This window comes from Citricoccus zhacaiensis (genome assembly GCF_014645315.1).
GTDB lineage: Bacteria > Actinomycetota > Actinomycetes > Actinomycetales > Micrococcaceae > Citricoccus > Citricoccus zhacaiensis.
The window spans coordinates 98,447-116,877 of record NZ_BMLQ01000010.1; the positions used below are offsets into that span (position 1 = coordinate 98,447).

The 18,431-nt window shown below is 67.6% G+C and carries 21 protein-coding genes; 12 read left to right on the top strand and 9 right to left on the bottom strand.

The window, feature by feature from the left end:
• The first annotated feature begins 184 nt into the window (after positions 1-184).
• From IEX49_RS14855 to IEX49_RS14890, 8 genes are all read left to right on the top strand, one after another.
• Positions 185-1,795, top strand: a complete 1,611-nt coding sequence (locus IEX49_RS14855; RefSeq protein ID WP_159554179.1) for a gamma-glutamyltransferase — start codon at positions 185-187, stop codon at positions 1,793-1,795.
• A gap of 5 nt (positions 1,796-1,800) precedes the next feature.
• The gene (locus IEX49_RS14860) at positions 1,801-3,003 is read left to right on the top strand and encodes a DUF418 domain-containing protein (protein ID WP_159554177.1); all 1,203 of its coding nucleotides are present in this window, start codon (positions 1,801-1,803) and stop codon (positions 3,001-3,003) included.
• 356 nt (positions 3,004-3,359) lie between these two features.
• A complete protein-coding gene (locus IEX49_RS14865) occupies positions 3,360-3,572 on the top strand; it encodes a heavy-metal-associated domain-containing protein (protein WP_188806897.1) in 213 nt (70 codons plus the stop codon).
• Positions 3,569-3,790: a hypothetical protein gene (locus tag IEX49_RS14870; RefSeq protein ID WP_188806898.1), complete on the top strand. Its 222-nt coding sequence runs from the start codon at positions 3,569-3,571 to the stop codon at positions 3,788-3,790. Before IEX49_RS14865 ends, IEX49_RS14870 begins: the two co-directional genes overlap by 4 nt.
• Before the next feature lie 64 nt (positions 3,791-3,854).
• Positions 3,855-6,176 carry a heavy metal translocating P-type ATPase gene (locus IEX49_RS14875; protein WP_159554175.1) on the top strand — a complete coding sequence of 774 codons (2,322 nt, stop codon included), beginning with the start codon at positions 3,855-3,857 and terminating at the stop codon, positions 6,174-6,176.
• Between the two features lie 32 nt (positions 6,177-6,208).
• Entirely contained in the window at positions 6,209-6,535 is a 327-nt protein-coding gene (locus IEX49_RS14880) for a metal-sensitive transcriptional regulator (RefSeq protein WP_159554173.1), read from the top strand.
• 236 nt (positions 6,536-6,771) lie between these two features.
• Positions 6,772-7,398, top strand: a complete 627-nt coding sequence (locus tag IEX49_RS14885; RefSeq protein ID WP_159554171.1) for a vitamin K epoxide reductase family protein — start codon at positions 6,772-6,774, stop codon at positions 7,396-7,398.
• A gap of 485 nt (positions 7,399-7,883) precedes the next feature.
• On the top strand, positions 7,884-8,453 hold the full coding sequence (locus tag IEX49_RS14890; RefSeq protein ID WP_159554169.1) for a hypothetical protein: 570 nt from the start codon (positions 7,884-7,886) through the stop codon (positions 8,451-8,453).
• Positions 8,454-8,515: 62 nt separating this feature from the next.
• Here the strand turns inward: IEX49_RS14890 and IEX49_RS14895 are convergent.
• The 5 genes from IEX49_RS14895 to IEX49_RS14915 all read right to left on the bottom strand — a co-directional run bounded on the left by IEX49_RS14895 (position 8,516) and on the right by IEX49_RS14915 (position 12,793).
• A protein-coding gene (locus IEX49_RS14895) for an IS5 family transposase (protein WP_159554167.1) occupies positions 8,516-9,410 on the bottom strand; the annotation gives its coding sequence in 2 pieces (ribosomal slippage) (positions 8,516-9,052 and positions 9,054-9,410; 894 coding nt in all).
• A gap of 192 nt (positions 9,411-9,602) precedes the next feature.
• A complete protein-coding gene (locus IEX49_RS17200) occupies positions 9,603-9,950 on the bottom strand; it encodes a hypothetical protein (RefSeq protein WP_229672764.1) in 348 nt (115 codons plus the stop codon).
• 124 nt (positions 9,951-10,074) lie between these two features.
• Complete coding sequence (locus IEX49_RS14905; protein ID WP_159554163.1) at positions 10,075-10,845, bottom strand: SOS response-associated peptidase; 771 nt, start codon at positions 10,843-10,845, stop codon at positions 10,075-10,077.
• 273 nt (positions 10,846-11,118) lie between these two features.
• Positions 11,119-12,417, bottom strand: coding sequence for a Y-family DNA polymerase (locus IEX49_RS14910; protein WP_159554161.1), 1,299 nt, complete (start codon positions 12,415-12,417; stop codon positions 11,119-11,121).
• Positions 12,398-12,793, bottom strand: a complete 396-nt coding sequence (locus tag IEX49_RS14915) for a LexA family protein (protein WP_159555310.1) — start codon at positions 12,791-12,793, stop codon at positions 12,398-12,400. The genes IEX49_RS14910 and IEX49_RS14915 overlap by 20 nt, the downstream gene beginning before the upstream one ends.
• Before the next feature lie 427 nt (positions 12,794-13,220).
• Between IEX49_RS14915 and IEX49_RS14920 the strand changes: the two genes are divergently transcribed.
• Positions 13,221-13,559, top strand: coding sequence for a ribbon-helix-helix protein, CopG family (locus IEX49_RS14920; protein ID WP_159554159.1), 339 nt, complete (start codon positions 13,221-13,223; stop codon positions 13,557-13,559).
• Positions 13,560-13,593: 34 nt separating this feature from the next.
• Here the strand turns inward: IEX49_RS14920 and IEX49_RS14925 are convergent, their stop codons facing one another.
• Positions 13,594-14,055 (bottom strand): YidH family protein, encoded by a 462-nt coding sequence (locus IEX49_RS14925; protein ID WP_159554157.1) that lies wholly within the window; start codon positions 14,053-14,055, stop codon positions 13,594-13,596.
• A gap of 98 nt (positions 14,056-14,153) precedes the next feature.
• Here IEX49_RS14925 and IEX49_RS14930 point away from each other — a divergent pair, with 98 nt between their 5' ends.
• Both IEX49_RS14930 and IEX49_RS14935 read left to right on the top strand, forming a co-directional pair.
• The gene (locus tag IEX49_RS14930) at positions 14,154-14,630 is read left to right on the top strand and encodes a DUF4307 domain-containing protein (protein WP_159554155.1); all 477 of its coding nucleotides are present in this window, start codon (positions 14,154-14,156) and stop codon (positions 14,628-14,630) included.
• 332 nt (positions 14,631-14,962) lie between these two features.
• A complete protein-coding gene (locus IEX49_RS14935; RefSeq protein WP_159554153.1) occupies positions 14,963-15,331 on the top strand; it encodes a hypothetical protein in 369 nt (122 codons plus the stop codon).
• Positions 15,332-15,492: 161 nt separating this feature from the next.
• On the opposite strand, the gene IEX49_RS14940 is transcribed toward IEX49_RS14935, so the two are convergent.
• From IEX49_RS14940 to IEX49_RS14950, 3 genes are read right to left on the bottom strand one after another with little or no spacing between them, the layout of a single operon-like run.
• Positions 15,493-16,149, bottom strand: a complete 657-nt coding sequence (locus IEX49_RS14940) for a vitamin K epoxide reductase family protein (protein WP_371300676.1) — start codon at positions 16,147-16,149, stop codon at positions 15,493-15,495.
• A 60-nt stretch (positions 16,150-16,209) separates the two neighbouring features.
• Positions 16,210-16,947, bottom strand: a complete 738-nt coding sequence (locus tag IEX49_RS14945) for a DsbA family protein (protein WP_159554151.1) — start codon at positions 16,945-16,947, stop codon at positions 16,210-16,212.
• Positions 16,948-16,993: 46 nt separating this feature from the next.
• Positions 16,994-17,743 (bottom strand): cytochrome c biogenesis CcdA family protein, encoded by a 750-nt coding sequence (locus IEX49_RS14950; protein ID WP_159554149.1) that lies wholly within the window; start codon positions 17,741-17,743, stop codon positions 16,994-16,996.
• Positions 17,744-17,898: 155 nt separating this feature from the next.
• Between IEX49_RS14950 and cmtR the strand changes: the two genes are divergently transcribed.
• Positions 17,899-18,261 (top strand): Cd(II)/Pb(II)-sensing metalloregulatory transcriptional regulator CmtR, encoded by a 363-nt coding sequence (gene cmtR, locus IEX49_RS14955; RefSeq protein ID WP_159554147.1) that lies wholly within the window; start codon positions 17,899-17,901, stop codon positions 18,259-18,261.
• The last annotated feature ends 170 nt before the right edge of the window (positions 18,262-18,431 follow it).

The following is an 18,431-nucleotide window of genomic DNA, read 5'->3' on the forward strand; positions in this document are numbered from 1 at the left end:
GAAGGACCTCATGACAAGCATCGCCTTCCGGACCGCCTCTGCCCTGGTCGCAGCACTGCTACTGACATCGTGCAGCGCGCCTTCCCCCGTGCCGAACCTCCCTGGGGAAGCAGACGGCGCCGGCTCCGGCGCTTCCGCCTCTCGCGCGCCCGCTGCCCCATCATCGGCTGCCACCAGCCCGACGATGGAACCCGAGCCGGGACAGCAACTCCAGCAGCACGCCGTGGCTGCGGCCCATCCGGAGGCCGTCGAGGCCGGGATGGACATCCTGGCCCAGGGTGGCAATGCAGCCGACGCCGCTGTGGCCACGGCCTTCGCCGTGGCCGTGGTGGAGCCCTATGCCTCCGGGATCGGTGGCGGGGGATCGGCGATCCTGGCCGGCCCAGGTCGCGAACCGGTCAGCTTCGACTACCGCGAAGTGGTGGCCCAGGACGGCAGGATCCCGGACTCCGGCACGGGCATTCCCGGTTTCGTTGCGGGACTCGCCGAGCTGCATGCCGAGCACGGCGACCTGGACTGGGACCAGGTGCTGGAGCCGGCCATCGGTTTGGCGGGCGATGGCTTCCCCGTCTCGGAGTTCTTGTCTCTTCGGTTGCGTTCCGACTTCGGCCCCGCCTCCATTGAGGGGCTCAACCATTATCATGACGCTTCTGGCGATCCGCTGGCCGCCGGCGACCGGCTGGTTCAGCGGGATCTGGCTCAGACCATGGCCTCCTTGGCCCAGGAGGGACCGGAGTCCTTCTATACCGGCGGCCTGGCTGCGGAGTTGACCAGGGTTGACGGTCTGGACGCCGATTCCCTGGCCGCCTATGAGCCGGAGCAGGTCGTGCCGGTCGGCGGTGTCGTCGGAGACTACGAGGTCCTCTCGGCTGCCCCTCCGCTGCCCGGTGCGGCCCTGGTCCAGCAGTTGCAGCTCGCCGAGGCCTTGGGCATCGACGGCCACGAGCCCGGCAGCCCCGGATACGTAGACCGGCTGTCCGAGGCATGGATCGCGGCCGAGGGTTCGGTGAAGCACCTGATCGGCGACCCGGATTTCGTGGACGTTCCCGTCGATCGGATCACGGATCCCGAAGCCAACGCCCGGATCGCCGAGCAGGTGAATCTGCTGGCCGGCGGAGCCGACGCCAGCGCCTCCACGGGGCCGGACGCCCGCGAGGGCGCCGTGCCCGGTGCCGGGGACGCATTGGTGCAGGCCACCGGTCAGCCCGTGACGGCTGGGAACACGACGCACCTGACTGTGGTGGACCAGGACGGTTTCACGGTGTCGATGACCAACACGCTCACGAGCTTCTGGGGCGGCAGCGAGTCGGAGTACGTGGGAGGGTTCTTCCTCAACAATCAACTCTCCCGGTTCGCCACGGAGGAGTCGGAGGCCAACCAGCCGGAGCCGGGGCGCAAGTCCGTGAGCTGGTCGGCCCCGAGCATGGTGCTCGACGATCAGGGCCGGCCGGTGCTCGGGCTGGGTAGCCCGGGCGGGCACCAGATCCCGAACATCCTCACCGGCGTGCTGGTGGCGTGGGGCCTGCGGGACGCCACGCTGCAGGAGGCCGTGGACGCACCCCGATTCCACCTGCAGGACGGCGTGCTGGCCGTAGAGGAGGAGCCCTCCCCCGAGCTAGCCGAACTGATCGCGGCACGGGACTGGGAACTGCAGCGCACCGAGCGTGACCAAGCGATCTTCGGTTCCGTGCAGGCCCTGGAGATCAACTACGAGACCGGTCAGATTACCGGTGCCAGGGACAACCGCCGGGAAGCAGACGTGGCCATCGCCGACTCCCGGACGGGAGCAGAATGACAGCCATGGGCACTGTCCCCTTTTCCTTCGACCAGCCCGACGGTGAACGGCGGACCCCGCGTCCGTCCGACGGCGGAACCGGTCAACCGGGGCGTGACGCCCACGGATCCAGCGTGGGACGCGCCAGCGACGGACAGTCCGACGGCAGAGGGCAAGGTGGACGACTGGTCGGTCTGGACGTCGCCCGGTCGATGGCAATCATCGGGATGATCGCCGTCAACGTGGGCCCCCGGGGCGCCGACGGCATCCTGGGCACGCTGTACGACCTCCCCCTGGGGCGGGCCTCCCTGCTGTTCATGCTCTTGGCCGGGGTCGGGACATCCATCATGACCCGGTCCGTGCGCGCTCCCAGCGGTGCGTCCATGCCGTGGCGTACCCTCCTGTGGCGGGCGGCGCTGCTGCTGGTCGGCGGCTTGGCCCTGCAGTTGGCTGGCCATGAGGCGAGTGTGATCCTGCCCCTGTATGGGCTCCTTTTTATCGCCTGTCTGCCATTGCTGAAGGCACCCGGCTGGTTGCTGGCCGCCCTGTCCGGCGCATCCCTGGTCCTCGGCCCGCTGGTCTGGCTGGCAGCGCGGAGGGAATCTGACGCGTTCCAGGTCACGGAGCCGACCCTGCTGGACCCACCCGCTGAGATCCTGGGCGGCATCCTCTTCACGGGGTCTTACCCGCTGGTGGTGTGGGCGGCCCCCTTCCTGATAGGGATGCTGCTCGGACGCATCGACCTGAGGAACCCGGCCCTGCACCGACGGCTGGTGTTGTGGGGTGCAGTGGCAGCCGTGGGCGCGTACCTGCTCTCGCAGCTCCTCATCCTGGTCCTGGGCGCGCCGGGCCGGATCGTGGGGCTAGATCGGCTCGTCTCGGCAACCGCCCATTCCCAGATGCCGTTGTGGCTGGTCTCCAGTTCCGGTGCCGCGCTGTTCGTGCTGGGCCTGTGCCTGATGGGGGAAAGGTTCGCGTCCCGGCACCTGTCCGTGTTGGCGGCCACCGGCCGGCTGTCCCTGACCGTCTACGTGGGACACCTACTGGCCCTGGCCGTCATCGTCCGCCCAGGCCCGGGCTCCCTGGCCGAAGGGATCCTGGTCACGGCGGTCCTGTGCACCGCAGCGGTCGTCTTCTCCTGGCTCTGGACCCGACGGTTCCAGACCGGCCCGTTGGAGATACTGTTGCGCCTGCCGCCGCGGAAAACGACATCCGAACGGAACGGGTAACAAGCACCGTCCACTGCCGATATGCGTGCTCAGGATCTCCCGTATCCAGCATTGCGCTGTGTAATCGGCATGAACCGGATCCGACTGGAGCCTGATCACTCCATAGACGAACGCGGCTGCCAAGCCCAAGTCGTTTTGCCTTCTTCCTGAGGTCAGTGGTGTGCGTGCTGGCAATCCACGCTCGACACTTTTGTGCGTGGGTGCCAACGGCACCCACGCTGCCGATCGCGAGCCGGATGGCGATTCCAGCTTGGTCCATTGTCTTTCCCGATGGTGCTTGACAGGGATACCCCCTGCGGGTATAAATAAGACCGTAACGTACCCCCCTGGGGTATAAAGTCCAATCGGGAGAGATCATGAACACCACTGAATTTCAGGTGACCGGAATGACCTGCGGGCATTGCGAGATGTCGGTGCGCGAAGAGGTTGAGGAGGTCCCCGGCGTTGAGTCGGTCGAGGTGAGCCACCAGGACGGGACGCTCGTGGTCACCGGCGCCGAACCCGTCGATGAAACCGCGGTCATCTCTGCGGTGCAGGAGGCTGGCTACCAGGCGGTGCGGTCGGCGTGAATACTGCCGGACGGCTGGGTGCCTACGCTGCGGGGCTGGCGGTGGTCTTCGCTGGTTCCTTCGCGGCCGGCGGAGCCCTAGTGCCGGACGAAACGGTCTCAGCCTGGATACAGCAGGCTGAGGAGCTGCGGATGGACCAGCACCCCGCCGACGGGCAGGAGGAACACCCCGCCCCCGCCGAATCGCCTGAGCCAGCCGACACGGACGACGACCTCTGACTCTGGCCAAGGATCAATGAGTGTGGCCGGACCTCCCGGCGACACCGGAAGAAGGATGAACCCCATGTCTGCACCCCTGGTCACGCCTGAGGCGGGCAGTACCGACGTCGAACTGGTGATCGGCGGAATGACCTGTGCCTCGTGCGCGAACCGGATTGAGCGCAAGCTCAACAAGCTCGAGGGCGTCACCGCAGCGGTGAACTACGCCACCGAGAAAGCCCGGATCAGCGCCCCGGCTGGCTACGACCCCCAGTCCCTGGTCGCCGAGGTTCAGAAGGCCGGCTACGCCGCCACACTGCCCGGCACCGGCCGGCAGGACCAAGACGGGGAAGACGACCACCCCGACGCCGAGCTGGTGTCCCTGCGGCACCGGCTGATCGGCGCCGCGGTGCTGGGCATCCCGGTCATCGCCATGTCGATGATCCCGGCCCTGCAGTTCGAGTACTGGCAGTGGTTGTCCTTGGCGCTGGCCGGACCGGTGATCGTCTGGGCTGGCTGGCCGTTCCACAAGGCCGCCTGGATGAACTTGCGCCAGGGCACCGCCACCATGGACACGCTGATCTCAATGGGCACCATCGCGGCGTTCCTGTGGTCCCTCTACGCCCTGTTCCTCGGCACCGCAGGGACCCCGGGGATGACACACCCCTTCGAGCTGTCCGTGGCCCCCACCGACGGGGCCGGGAACATCTACCTCGAGGTCGCCGCCGGGGTGCTGCTGTTCATCCTGGCCGGCCGCTACTTCGAGAAGCGCTCCAAGCGCCAGGCCGGGGCCGCGCTGCGCGCGCTGCTGGACCTGGGCGCGAAGGACGTGGCCGTGCTGCGCGACGGGGCCGAGACCCGCATCCCCACCGACCAACTGGCCGTGGGCGACGAGTTCGTGGTGCGTCCCGGGGAGAAGTTCGCCACCGACGGCGTCGTGGTCACCGGCCGCAGCGCGGTGGACGCCTCGATGCTCACCGGCGAGTCCGTGCCCGTGGAGGTCGCCGAGGGCGACCCGGTCACCGGGGCGACCGTCAACACCGGCGGCCGGCTCGTGGTCCGCGCCACCCGCATCGGCTCCGACACGCAGTTGGCGCAGATGGCCAGGCTGGTGGAGGACGCCCAAACCGGCAAGGCAGAAATCCAGCGGTTGGCCGACCGGATCTCCGGGGTGTTCGTGCCCATCGTGATCGCCATCGCGGTGGCCACCCTGGCCGCTTGGCTCGGTGCCGGGTTCCCGGCCGCCGCCGCGTTCACCGCCGCCGTGGCCGTGCTGATCATCGCCTGCCCCTGCGCCCTGGGCCTGGCCACCCCCACTGCCCTGCTGGTCGGCACCGGTCGCGGCGCCCAGCTGGGCATCCTCATCAAGGGCCCGGAGGTGCTGGAATCGACCCGCAAGGTCGACACCATCGTGTTGGACAAGACCGGGACCGTCACCACCGGCAAGATGACCCTGCAGGGCGTGCACCCCGCTGCCGGGACCGGCCAGGACGAGCTGTTGCGCCTGGCCGGGGCCGTGGAGGACGCCTCCGAGCACCCGATCGCCCAGGCCATCGCCCGCGGCGCCACCGAACGCGTGGGAGCCCTGCCGGTTCCCGAGGCCTTTGCCAACCACGAAGGCCGCGGCGTGCAGGGCGTGGTCGACGGACACCTGGTCATCGTTGGCCGCGAGACCATGCTGGCCGACTGGTCCCTGACCATGCCGGCGGACCTGGCTGACACGAAGGCCCAAGCCGAGTACACCGGTCAGACGGCCGTCGTCGTGGCCTGGGACGGGCAGGTCCGCGGTGTGCTGGTGGTGGCCGATGCCCTCAAGGCCACCAGCGCCGAGGCGATCGCCCTCTTCCGCAGCCTGGGCCTGAAGCCGATCCTGCTGACCGGTGACAACCGTGCCGTGGCCGAACAGGTCGCCGCCCAGGTGGGCATCGAGGAAGTTCTAGCCGAGGTGATGCCCCAGGACAAGGTCCGCATCATCACCGAGCTGCAGGAGCGGGGGCAGGTCGTGGCCATGGTCGGTGACGGCGTCAACGACGCCGCGGCCCTGGCCCAAGCGGATTTGGGCCTGGCCATGGGCACCGGTACCGATGCGGCCATCGAGGCCGCCGACATCACCCTGGTCCGCGGGGACCTGCGTGCCGCCGCGGACGCGATCAGGTTGTCCCGCAAAACCCTGGGTACGATCAAGACCAACCTGTTCTGGGCGTTCGCCTACAACACCGCTGCGATTCCGCTGGCCGCCCTGGGCCTGCTGAACCCGATGCTCGCCGGGGCGGCCATGGCCTTCTCGTCCGTCTTCGTGGTCGGCAACAGCCTCCGGCTACGTGGTTTCACCAGCAAGGCCGGCACTACCGTGCAGGCCGCCAGTCCAGCGCCGGAATCCCAGCCGGCCCACGCCCTAACCACCTGAAACGTCTGACGCCTGACCGAGTGGAGACCACCATGACCACCCCCGCCGAAGCGACCGAAGCCGCGCACCATGCCGGGCACCACGGATACATCTCCGACAAGGACCGGTACCTGGCCCGTCTTAGGCGCATCGAAGGACAGGCCCGCGGCATCCACCGCATGGTCGAGGAAGAGAAGTACTGCATCGACATCCTCACGCAGGTCTCTGCTCTCACCTCCGCCCTGCGCGGGGTCGCATTGGGACTGCTGGACGACCACATGAAGCACTGCGTCGTGGATGCCGCCCAGCTCGGCGGAGACGAAGCCGAAGCCAAGATGAAAGAAGCCTCGGACGCCATCGCACGTCTCGTCCGCTCCTGACCCGACCGCCAGCACCTCAGAGTCATGCCCACCGTTTAGCGGACGGGCCCCTCGCGATCGCAACAAGGTGGTCCACGACGAAGTCGCCATTGGAGCCCGGTCGGGAGGGTGTACCCCTTCGAGACACTCGCGGTGCCGACGGAAGTGTGCTGTTAGAGAGGAGCCCACAATCACATTGGGACTAACACGGATGACGGGACACCGAGGGGTGCGGGCCAACGACCTACTATGGAACCGTGAATTCTCCCGCAGACGTTGCCCCCGGCACTGAGGCAACTCGCCCCCTGAGCTGGTACGCCCGGCCCTTCGGCACGGCCTGGGTGCTGCTGATCACCGCCCTGCTGGGCCTGTACGGCACCCTCATGCTGGTCATGGAACGGGTGATGCTGTGGAACGATCCGAACCACATCACCAGTTGCGATCTCAATCCCTGGGTGTCCTGCGGCGAGGTCATGAAGACGTGGCAGTCCCAGCTGTTCAACTTCCCCAACCAGTTCATCGGCATGGTGGCATTCCCGATCGTCATCACCATCGCCATGGGCCTCTTTGCCCGGGCTCGGTTCGCCCGCTGGTTCTGGATCGGCATGAACCTCGGAGTCCTGGCCGGCTTCGTCTTCATCGTCTGGCTGTGGAGCCAGGCCGTCTACGAGATCAACATCCTCTGCCTGTACTGCATGGTCGTCTGGGCCGGCATGATCCCCCTCTTCGTCCTGCTGACGTCCCGGAACCTCCAGCACGGTGTGATCCCCGCGTCTGCCAGGGTTAAGAAGTTCGCCGCGGAGTGGTCCTGGCCGATCATCGTCCTGCTCTACGTGGGCGTGCTGGCCTCGATCATGCTGCGCTTCTCCAACGCTTTCTTCTAAATCGAAGCACCTCCCCGTCGCGAAAACGTGCCAGCTGAAGAACTGGCGGTCTTCTGTCTCCATGCCCTCACCCTGGCCGGCATGCGCCCACAGTCGTGACATGACCCTGGGCAGGTGGTCCCCACCGTGGAGGGACGACGCGCACCCGGACTGCAGGGACCTTGCCGGATCGTGGATTGCGGCCGCCGTGTCCACCGGTAGTCGTGTCCCGGAGGCTAAGTTGGACGCACCCGGCGCCGGGGACGGCGCCGAGGCCCGAGTCGCAGGAGGCGGAGTGTTTCGACCCACTGACGGACGGTCCTCTCGCCTCGGCCTACTGCAGGCCACCGCTGACGCCGTGTTACAGGGCGGCGGCCCCCTGCCGGGGCATCGGTGCACGTGGGACTTGACTATGATCCTCGGTGACACGAACGGCCCCCGCCGGCGACCACGGATCTAGAATGAGGTCCTGTGACGTGTACCACGCAGCCTGAGGGGGTATCGGGATGAGGGCGTGGCTTTCGCGCACCCGTGGCGGCCTCCGCAAGCAGTCGGCCGGCGGTATGGCCGGTCACGCCCGCCGTCATGGCGGGCCGCGTCGGGCGAGGGCGGTCCGCCGGGTCTGCGCCCTGCTGGCCGCTACTGGACTGGCGGTGGTGGTCGCCGGCTGCGCTGGGCCCGGCCAGGGGCAGCCCCCGGAACCGGTCCTGGGGCACGGCGAGCAGTTCTCGGTGGGTGTCTTCGAGCCTCGGGCCGGCCGGGTCGGCGCGCCCCGCGCGGGGACGCTGGTCGTGCACGAGGGCGGGTGCCTGGCCCTGCGGCACTCCCCCGCCGCCGGCGGTGGGACCCGGGTGGTGGCCGTCCCGGTGGGCAGTTCCGTGTCCGAGCGGGGCACGGTGTACGTTGTGGCCGGCGACGCCGACCGCAACGACGGGCCGGTCATGGCCGGGCATGTGGGAGCCCAGGTCCGGTTCAAAGGCCCCGAGGTGGTCCTGGGCGAGGTGGGCGGCAAAGGCGTCTTCATGCCGCCGGGCTGTAGAGCCGACGGCACTCGGATCCTGTTGGTCAAGCCCTGAAGGCCGCACTGCTCGGGCAGGCAACGGCGTCGTGAGTCCCCGGGCTGGCGTTGGGCAGCCGCCTAGGGCGTGTCTCCTAATGCCTTGAGCCAGATGGTGATGGCGCGCAGTACCACGCCGCCGCGGTAGGTCAGCGCGAGCTTGTCATAGCGGGTGGCCAAGGCCCGCCACTGCTTGAACACGTTGAAGGAGCGCTCCACCACGTTGCGGCGCTTGTAGGCCTCGGGGTCGTAACCGACGGGCCGTCCGCGCTTGGCACCGCGGCGGGTACGGTTGGCGATCTGGTCGGCCCGTTCCGGGATCACCGCCTGCACACCCTTGCGGCGCAGCAGCGCCCGGATGGCCTTGGAGGAGTAGGCCTTGTCGGCCAGGGCCCGCACCGGGGTGGTCCGGGGCCGTCCCCTGCCGGTGCGGGGCACGTACAGGCCGGCCAGGACGTGTTCGAACATCGGGGCGTCCCCGCCCTGGCCCGGGCCGAGCAGTATCACCAGCGGGCGCATGTTCCCGTCGCACAGGTGGTGGATCTTGGTGCTCAGCCCGCCCCGGGAGCGGCCGATCGCGTGGTCAGGCGGCTCCTGGCGCTGTTTCATGTAGTTCGTCAGGTCCCCCTGTGCTGCGCGTCAGGTTCGTGGCGTGCTGGTGCGCGCGGTTGATGGTCGAGTCGACCGAGACCTCCCAGTCGATCAGGCCGGCTGCGTCCGCGTGCCCGAGCAGCGCGGTGAGGATGGCGTCCCAGGTTCCGTCGCCGCTGAACCGGCGGTGGCGCTTCCAGATGGTCTGCCACGGGCCGAAGCACTCCGGCACATCGCGCCAAGCGATCCCGGTCCGGTACCGGTAGATGATGCCCTCGACCACCACCCGGTGGTCCCGGAACGGCCGGCCCGCCCCGGTGGCCGAGGGCATCAATGGCTCGATCAGCGCCCACTGCTCGTCGGTCAGGGCTTCAGTGCGTGTCACTCGTCCAGCATGTCAACGCGACCAGCCACCCATTAGGAGACACACCCTAGGCGGCTACCACGACACCGTCACCCCGCGGGCCGAAACCGCCAGCGTTGACGAACTCCGCGACACCGGACTGCTGATGGTCCCGTTGATCCCCAACCGCACCATCGTGCAGGAGGCCAGGACCGCACGCTCCTGGTACGGCGACTACCGAAAGGGCCGCCCCGTCGTCGACGCATACACCGAGATCACCAGGAAGGTCCTCAGCGCATGAGCACCCAACCAGACCGCCCCGAAACCTTGCCCCGCCGCAACCGGCCTCAACCGGCTCCAGATGAGGCGGTTGACCCCGTCGTGCCCACGGTTCGCACCAGTGAAGGTCAGCCGTCCCAGGTGCAGGCCCCGGCAGGGTCGGCCCGAACAACCCGGCGAGGGCAAGCCACCGTGCAGCTCGGAGTTCGCGTCACTGAGGACATCGCAGACCTCGTCGCGGCAGAAGCTGACCGTCGCGGCATCAGTCAACGCGCCGTCGTCGAAGAAGCGCTCCGCGCCCACCTCGGCGGCTGATCCTGTGACGGCTGACTTCCGCGATGCGTCAGTCCGCCCACACCGCCAACGGCATCAGTTGGGAACTACCTGGGGACGCTGAGGACGAAGCCCGGGCGATCACCGACGCGAGCTAACCCAGACCCTGAATCAGCTCAGGTCCGTTGTTGCGCACGTTGCCTATGGCGGTCCCGACTTCGGTCAGGGTCCATGCTGAGGCGGTCTGGTAGGCCTGGTTCCGCACGTGCTCGACCAGTGCTTCGGCTTCGCCTGCGGAGGCTAGCTTCTCGGGGTTCAGCCAGGTGTGCATGGTGTCGCGGTCCATGGGCAGGGGTAGGCGGTCGTGCAGGCCGGCCAGTTGTTCCAAGGTGGCCTCGCCGGTGCCGGTCTTGGGGGAGGGGCCGGTCAGGATGGTGCAGCTCAGAAGCCACCTGCCCTCATCGCCCTCCGCATCAGCCGGGTCTTTCCACCACTCGTAGAGCCCGGCGAAGTAAATCAGGGAGCCGTCTGCGGGGTGAACGAAGAAGGGCCGCTTCGGTGTGCCCTTGGGTGCATCTGCGGGGGGTTTGAGCCATTCGTAGTACCCGTCGACCGGGACCGCGCACCGTTTGGCTTTCACGGCAGCGCGAAAGGTTGGTTTCGTGGAGACGGTTTCCGAGCGGGCGTTGAAGGCCCGCGAGCCGACGGATACGTCCTTGGCCCATGGCGGGACCAGGCCCCATCGGGCCACGTGGATTTCCCGGCGGGTCTCGTCCTCGATCGCTCGTTCTAGGATGATGGGAACCTCGCTGGTCGGTGCGACGTTCCAGTTCGGTCGAAGCACCAGCTCTTCCTCGGGCTCGACCGCACCGGCATCTGCCACCAGGTCGCCGATGGCTCGGGCCATCACATACCGTCCACACATGAGGCCCAGTCTGCCGCACGCGCTCCTGCGGGCCGAGGGCACAAAGGCCGAACGGATGAACATCACTGCCTCCATCGAGACTATCCCCGACGATGACACGGGTCGTGGAGATCGGCAGGCCGATGAGCTGCCGGCTGAGGGCGAGTCCTACGAGGCGGGGGTTGCCGCGCTGCGTGCCCGGGTGCCTGAGGGCTGGTGGATCATGAATCTGCGGCGCACCGAGTACAAAGCCGAAGACCCCTCACCACTGGTCCCGGGGTCTGCGGGAGTCCTTCACAGGCGGACAGTGACGAGCTCGTCCCAATGGGTGGTGGCCCTGGGGGAGAGCATGGCCCGGCGCATCTGCCACGACGGCGGTGTTCCGAGGCCGCCGTATCCCAGGCCGACGCTCCCGACCCCGAAGCGGGCCACCACGGCGTCCAGGGTGGGGCCGAGATTGCGGCCCTCCCCGGGTGGGCCGAGGCCGGGCAGGGTCTCGGCCTGGCCTGCGGGGCGCAGATCGGTGAGCACGACGCCAGCCCGCACGTACCGGGTGCCCGGGCGGATCAGCTCGGCCAAGCCCAGGGATCCACGAGCGATCGTCACTGGCTCTGCCGTGGGCACGGGTAGGACGGCGCTGATCTGGGGCGAGTGGGGTTCCTGGTCCGTGGCGAACGGCGAGGTCGACGCCCAAGCGGTAAGGACCCGGGCTTCTTGTCCGGCATTGCGTAGCCGGGAGGCGAGTTGCTGGGCGTAGATGGAGAGGACTTGGCGCATGGCCGGGGTGGTGGTGACCGGTTCCGAGAAGGATCGGGAGTAGATGAGCTGGTCTTTGTACTGGCGAGGTTCTTCCTCGAGGGGGATGCACGGGGTGCCGCGCAGTTCGCGCACGGTGCGCTCCAGGACCACCGAGAACCGCCGGCGCATCTGCCCGGGGTCTTGGGCGGCGAGGTCTGCGGCGGTATGGATATTCAGATTCGCTAGGCGGCGGCCCAGCCGGCCGGCCACGCCCCAGAGATCAGTGACGGGGATGCTGGCCAGAATGGTGTCTCGTTGGGTGGGGGAGTAGGCCCCGAAGTGACACACTCCGACCCGGGACAGCGGGGCGGAACGCTTCACCCCGAGGAGGGCAACCTTCGCCAACGTCTTGGTGGGGGCGATGCCCACGCGCACCGGAATCCCGGTGCAGCGGGCCACGTCCTCGCGGATACGCCGGCCGGCCTGGATCACCTCTTCGACGGTGCCGCGCAGGCTGATGAAGGACTCGTCGATGCTGTAGACCTCCTGCCAGGCGGCGTGCCGGCCGATGACCTCCATGACCCTCGCCGAGAGGCTGCCGTAGAGCTCGTAGTTGGAGGACCGTGCCACGATCCCCTGGGTGGCGGCGACGGGCTCGAGCTTGAACCACGGGATCCCCATCGGGACCCCCAGTACCTTGGCCTCCTGGGACATGGCCACCACGCAGCCGTCGTTGTTGGACAACACCACCACCGGGCGGTCCTCCAGGCGCGGGTCGAAGACCCGCTCACACGAGGCATAGAAGCTGGCGCAGTCCACCAGAGCGATCACGGCCTCACGAGGTGCGGGAGACATGATGCAGTGCCACCGTGACCACACCCCAGACCCGCAGATCCGAGAGCGAGGGAACGGCAATGTCGGGATACGCCGGGTTCTCCGAGGAGAGCACCACCCGGTCCGCTTCGATTCTGAGCCGTTTCACGGTCAGTTCGCCATCAAGCACGGCGATCACCACGTGGCCGTGCTGGGGGCGGATCGAGCGGTCCACCACCAGTTCGTCGCCGTCCCAGATCCCGGCACCGGTCATGGAGTGCCCTCGCGCCCGCACTAGGTACGTCGAGGCCCGGTTGGGCATCAGGTGATCCGTCAGATCAATCTCGGCGGTGGTGTAGTCCTGGGACGGCGAGGGGAAGCCGGCCTCCACCACGCCGTCATTGACGCGCGTTCGCAGCTGCTCCCCGAGCCCTTCGGCGAGAGCCCGGACCTCGGTTGCCAGCAAGCCCTCACCTCACGCGAATCGAAAGTATGTTCGATTGCCAATCGTGCATGTGGTAAGCAGGCGGCAATTCCACCCGAGGGCTATGTAGCCGCATTTTGTGCTACAGTTTAGGAATGGGGGTGGAGCGGACGCGTAGCGCTGACAAGCACGGGATAACCCGAGAGGGTGCGCTCTGCGCCATGATGCATGCCGAGGTGACAGCAGAAATCGAGGGCGAGCCAGGGGATCAGACCATCGTGTATATCGGCCACTCGCATGGGCGGACTGAGCGCTACCTCGAAGTGATCGCGGCCCACTAACCACCCCGCACCGTCGTCGTCTTCCACGTCGTGGACCTCACCGATCAGTTCCGATACCTATTGCATGAAGGAGAAGCGCCATGACCGCCGATACGTACGAAGAGCTGGCCGGCCGGGCTGCGCGTGGAGACCTGACCGTGAAGCCGGGCACCATTCGGCGCGGCGAGGATGCCCGCCCCGATGCGCGCCACGCTCTCGTGGAAGCAACTGGAGCGGCAAGCCCACAGGAGGCCGTGCGGCTGGCCGTGGGGCGGCCGCCGGCCGGGACGAAACGAGGGCCCTCACCTGTCGTTCGGGCCCGCGTGCCGCAGGCCCTGAAGGATCGCGTGCATGCTCTTGCGGAGCGCGAGCAGCGCGACGAGTCCGACATCGTGCGTGAGGCCGTCGCTGCGTACCTCGAGCTGCGACATGTTTCCTGACCCTGGGTGGTAATCGTCCCTGGGCGACGGAGCGTTACCCGGTGCTGTCGGTGGCCGCGCCGCTCAGGTCGCGATTGATCTGCGGTTCGCCGGAGTCCTCGAAGATGATGAGGACATCCTGATGGACGGTGCCGTCCGGCATGGTGATGTCGGCGCGGAGTGCATTGCCGCGCCAGCCCTTATCTTCGACTGATTCGACCCCGTACTTGTTGGCGACATTTTCCTGGATGTTGGACTGCGAGGCGAAGTGTCCGTAGATCGAATAGGCGAGAGTCGCCAGACCGAGCACGAGAATGCCTGCACCCGCGAACACCTCGCGGACGGCGTCTTTGATCCGGTCCGGCCCGGCGTAGCGGGCGTCCTCGTCATCCAAGTGGGCTTGGTAGCGTTTGCGGCGCCACAGCCCGTGGGCGAGGACCGCCAGCCCCGCGATCGTCACGAGTGTGCCGATCCATTGGGTGACGAGTGGGGTCTGGAGGTCGATCGGGGCGTACATGACTTTATTGTCTCCCGGATGCCCCAGCCGGGAGTCTTCTGGTCGTGTACCAGTCGCGGGACAAGGCGGCCGGGAGGCCGGGCCTATCATGGGCCACTATGGATCCAGCACCCCAGAAGCCGGCGGATCATGTGCCGGTTGATAGCTTTGCGAACCGATATGGGCGGACCCAGCGTGCTCGGCCGTCATTCGGGTCCCGCTGGGGCAAATGGATTGCCGTCACCGCCCTAGTGCTCGCCGTGGCCGCTACTGCCTGGTTGGCATTCCCGACCTCGCAGGACTCTCTGTCCTGGAAAGACGTCGGCTACGCCATTGACTCCCCGACCCGGGCCTCGGTGACGTTCGAAGTCACCAAAGATTTCGAAGACACCGTGGCCTGCGCCATTCAAGTGCTTTCCGAAAACTATGCCATCGTGGGCTGGCGGACCGTCACCATCGGTCCGGCGAAGGTCGAGGATGCCACAGGCGGTTCCCTTCCCTCGGACAAGTCTCAGTACTACGACGTCAACCTGCGCACCGATTCTCTCGGGGTGAACGGCGGCGTCAACTCCTGCTGGATCGAGCAGGACGTCTGAGCCTGGATCTCCTGCCTGCACCTCATTCACCGCACCTCCATCGCGCCCCCTGAGTACTGGTCGCCTGATGAAAAGGGTTCGCCCGCCTCTCGAAGGACCCCCTCGAGAAGGCGGCCGCGATACCCTGTCGCCGGTCGCTTGATACCTCTTCGCCGGGCATGACATCAGGGACTGGGGTGGGGCGCCCCCGGCATTCCATAAGTCGTCGAAGAGCTGGAGGAGCCGCCGACCCTCAGGAGAAGCAACATCAGGCTCCGAGGCGGCGGGCGGAAATCCGGTTCTACTACACTGCGTAGAAGTAGTTTTGGTCATCATCTGCCTAAGGAAGCGCTATGCGTCGCCTCACCCTCGGACTCAGCGTCCTTCTCATCGCCATTGGTTCCATCGCCTATATCGCCACGTCGTTCGCCAGCTGGACAGCACTGATCCCGGCCTTGCTCGGAGTCGTGATCTTGATTGCAGGTCTTATCAGCTTGAAGAAGCAGAAGCTCGGTGTCCACCTTGCCCTGGCCGTCGCCGTGCTCGGCGTGCTCGGCACATCGATGAACGTCCTGCAGCTCGGCGCGCTGATCGCCGGCGACGCGGAGCGTCCGACGGCTGTGCTCATCAGCACGATTACCTTCGCCCTGCTCATCTTGTACGTGGCGCTCGGCATCCACTCGTTCGTCACTGCCCGCCGCTGGAAAGCCGCGGAGGCCTGACCACCAGCATGGCTGAGGGCCCCGTCAGCGTTCCTTGTCTGGGCGGTAAGGGCCCCCAGCTTTATCGCCAGAAGGAGGCTGCCGCAGCCGGGAGGCCGTGCTCCGTACGAGGATCAACTGGGTGGTGAAGCTGCGGGAGTTGGCAGTTCAATCAGACCCGGTCAGGGGCCGGTGAAGGCGGGGAGGAACTGGATGAAGACGGAGCCGGCGACGCCGACGTAGACGACGGCGATGAGGGTCCCGGCCCAGCCGGTGGCGAACCGGGCCACCGCCGGCGGGGCGGGGATCACGCCGTGGGCGAGGTTGCGGGCGGTGAGCAGGATGAACAGCGGGATCATGGCCGCCCAGACGATCATGCAGTACAGGCACAGGATGTAGATCTCGTACAGGGCTTGGAACCAGAGCCAGGTCACGAAGGCCATCCCTAGGGTGACCCCGGCCTGCAGTCCGGCCCAGTACCACCGGCCGGGTCGGGCCCCGGAGAGCACCACCATCGCGGTGGCCAGGACCACGGCGAAAGCGACGATGCCGATCAGCGGGTTGGGGAACCCGAATAGCTCGGACTGCCAGGTGCCCATCACCCGCCCGCAGGACACCCAGGGGTTGATGTCACAACTGGTGACGTGGCCAGGGTTCTCGTACAGGGCCAGGCGCTCGAGCACGAGGATGGCCGAGGCGATCCAGCCCACGGCTCCGGTGACCAACAGGATCAGCCCGAAGGTCCGATGGTCGGCGAACCAGGCCCGGGCGGGTGCCATCGCTGCTGGCGAGGGGGATGGCTTCGAGGGATGGGTGGAAATGGTCGAGCGTTCGGTCATGGTGGAGGGCTTTTTCTGGTCTCGGTCCACGGTCAGAAGGCGTTGCCGGCGGCAAGCCACCTAGTCCTGGACAGCGGCTTCAACGGCGGCGGTGAACTCTTCCAGGGTGGACGGGGCGAGCTGCTCGCCGTCGAGGTAGAACGTCGGGGTCCCGGAGACTCCCAAGGCGGTGCCGTCGGCGACATCAAGCTCAACACGTTCCCGGGTCGCCGGATCCGCCACGGCGGCATCGTAGGCAGCCATGTCCAGGCCGAGGTCCTCGGCATAGCCGCGGAACACATCGCTGCGGTCCTCCGTGGTGTGGCTCCACTCGGTCTGGGTCTCGAACATCCGCTGATACATCGGCTCGTAAGCATCCTGCTGGGCAGCGGCCTCCACAGCCACGGCCGCGGTGACCGAGTTCGGGTGGCCCGGCAGCGGGAAGTAACGGTTCACGAAGGTGACGGTGTCCGCATACTCCGCCCGTAACTCCTCGACAAAGGGATAGGCCGCGGCGCAGCCCTCACATTCGAAGTCCAGGAACTCCACCAGCACGGCCTTCTCGTTCGGCGCCTGGGAGAGCACCCGGCTGTTCTCCCGGACCAGCTGCCCGCCCTCTTGGCTCGGTTGTCCGGATTCCTGACCGGTGGACGCGCTGGCGTCTTGCGGTGGGGTGGTGGTGGCGCCGCGGGCCACGAAATAGCCGATGGTGCCGCCGACGATGACCAGGGCCAGCAGGACCCAGACCACGATCTTGGCCCGGCGCTGCCGGGACGGGGCGGAGTCGGCCTTGGTCGGGGTGGGGTCGGTGGAAGTCATGGTCGGTCCTATCCGGTCGGGTGTGGTCTCGAGAGTAGGGAGGGGTTTAGACGGGGGTGGTGAAGGTGCCGGCGAGGTTCTGCAGCTGGTAGATCCACAGGGTCCAGATCCCGGTGACCATCAGGACCCCGACGAGCACCAGCAGGATTCCGCCGATGATGTTGAAGGCCCGGATGTGACGGCGGACGAAGCCCAGGGTGCGGGTGACCCAGTCCAGGCCCATCGCGACCAGCACGAAGGGGATGCCCAACCCGAGGCAGTAGAGGAAGCCCAGCAGGGCCCCGCGCCAGGGGTCCCCGGTGGTGGTGCTCAATGCCAGCACGGCGCTCAGGGTGGGGCCCATGCAGGGGGTCCAGCCGAGGCCGAAGACCACTCCGAGCAGCGGAGCGCCGGCGATGCCGGTCTTCGGCTGGAAGGACATCTTCTTGGTGCCCTGCAGAAAGGGCAGCCAGCCGACCAACACCAGGCCCATGAGAACGACGAATACCCCCAGGATCCGGATCAGCAGGTCCTGCCACTGCAGCAGCCAACCACCGATCACTCCGAAGGCGGCCCCGTAGGCGGTGAAGACCGCGGCGAAACCGAGGATAAACAGTCCCACCCCGGTCATCACCCGGCGCCGGTTGTCTTCCCGGCGCGGGTCGGCTAACCCGGAGACGTAGCCGAGGTAGCCGGGGACCAGGGGAAGAATGCAGGGGGAGAGGAAGGAGACCAGGCCGGCCACCGCGGCCAGTGGCATGGCGACCAGCAGGGCCCCGGACTGGACCGTTTCGGCAAAGAATCCGCCGATGCTCATGCTGCCCTCCCGAGGGGCGTCCTCCGGAGACCAGGATGAAGTGGGGGGCGTCGGTGACAGGCGGTCACGTACGGTCCTCTCTGCTACGGCGTGCGGGGCTCCGCATCGGCCGGGGCCCCGCACGACACTACATCAGGTGCTGTATAGTTCAGCGCATGCTGACTATTGCCACGCGACTGGATGTGATGCACCGGCTGGGGCGGGCGATGGCCGATCCCACTCGGTCCCGGATTCTACTGTCCCTGCTGGAGTGCCCGGGATATCCGGCGGAGTTGGCCCGGGATCTGGGGTTGAGTCGGTCGAACGTGTCCAACCACCTGACCTGCCTGCGGGACTGCGGGATCGTGGCCGTCGCGCCCGAGGGGCGCCGCACCCGGTACGCGATCGCCGATGCACACCTGACCCGCGCGCTGACCGCCCTAGTCGAGGTGACCCTGGCCGTGGATGCCTCCGCCCCGTGCATGGACCCGGGCTGCTCGGTGCCCGGGTGCTGCGACGCAGCGCAGGCGGCCTCGTGAGTGATGCATGCTGCAGCGCCGCGGAGACCACTGGGGGCGCATCCGAGGAGGCCGAGGCGCACCGGCCGTGGTGGCGAGATGCGGCCATCCTGCTCCCGGTGCTCTCCGGGGTGGCCTTCCTGACCGGGCTGGTCCTGGAGTGGTCCGGGGCCGGCGTCGCGGCCACGGTG